The 1,423-nt window shown below is 51.0% G+C and carries 1 rRNA gene; it reads right to left on the bottom strand.

What is annotated here, in order from left to right:
• Window positions 1-57: 57 nt before the first annotated feature.
• Window positions 58-1,423, bottom strand: a 23S ribosomal RNA gene (locus ACQ4WQ_RS28405); the annotation flags it as partial.

The following is a 1,423-nucleotide window of genomic DNA, read 5'->3' as shown; positions in this document are numbered from 1 at the left end:
TGTATCAACACACACGCAACGTTGTACCGTCTTATCCTCTGTACCTGCTAAGGTTATAGGGACAAGCCGTACGGGCAATTAGTACTGGTTAGCTTAATGCATTACTGCACTTCCACACCCAGCCTATCAACGTCCTGGTCTCGAACGACCCTTCAAAGAGCTCAAGGCTCTGGGAAATCTCATCTCAAGGCAAGTTTCCCGCTTAGATGCTTTCAGCGGTTATCTCTTCCGAACTTAGCTACCCGGCAATGCCACTGGCGTGACAACCGGTACACCAGAGGTTCGTCCACTCCGGTCCTCTCGTACTAGGAGCAGCCCCCTTCAAATTTCCAACGCCCACGGCAGATAGGGACCAAACTGTCTCACGACGTTTTAAACCCAGCTCACGTACCACTTTAAATGGCGAACAGCCATACCCTTGGGACCGGCTACAGCCCCAGGATGTGATGAGCCGACATCGAGGTGCCAAACTCCCCCGTCGATATGAACTCTTGGGAGGAATCAGCCTGTTATCCCCAGAGTACCTTTTATCCGTTGAGCGATGGCCCTTCCATACAGAACCACCGGATCACTATGTCCTACTTTCGTACCTGCTCGACTTGTCAGTCTCGCAGTTAAGCACGCTTATGCCATTGCACTATCAACACGATGTCCGACCGTATCTAGCGTACCTTCGAACTCCTCCGTTACACTTTAGGAGGAGACCGCCCCAGTCAAACTGCCTACCATGCACTGTCCCCGATCCGGATAACGGACCAAGGTTAGAACCTCAAACAAACCAGGGTGGTATTTCAAGGTTGGCTCCACGAGAACTAGCGTCCCCGCTTCAAAGCCTCCCACCTATCCTACACAGATTGGTTCAAAGTCCAATGCAAAGCTACAGTAAAGGTTCATGGGGTCTTTCCGTCTAGCCGCGGGTAGATTGCATCATCACAAACATTTCAACTTCGCTGAGTCTCGGGAGGAGACAGTGTGGCCATCGTTACGCCATTCGTGCAGGTCGGAACTTACCCGACAAGGAATTTCGCTACCTTAGGACCGTTATAGTTACGGCCGCCGTTTACTGGGACTTCAATCAAGAGCTTGCACCCCATCATTTAATCTTCCAGCACCGGGCAGGCGTCACACCCTATACGTCCACTTTCGTGTTTGCAGAGTGCTGTGTTTTTATTAAACAGTCGCAGCCACCAGTTTATTGCAACCCTTTCACCCTCATGGAGTAAACCAATCAAGCTACCGGGGCGTACCTTTTCCCGAAGTTACGGTACCAATTTGCCGAGTTCCTTCTCCCGAGTTCTCTCAAGCGCCTTAGAATACTCATCTCGCCCACCTGTGTCGGTTTGCGGTACGGTCTCGTATGACTGAAGCTTAGAGGCTTTTCTTGGAACCACTTCCGATTGCTTCGTGAATAAATTCACTCGTC

The sequence above is a fragment of the Janthinobacterium goodfellowi genome, from assembly GCF_051380695.1.
GTDB lineage: Bacteria > Pseudomonadota > Gammaproteobacteria > Burkholderiales > Burkholderiaceae_D > Janthinobacterium.
This window is presented reverse-complemented; position numbering and strand designations above follow the sequence as displayed.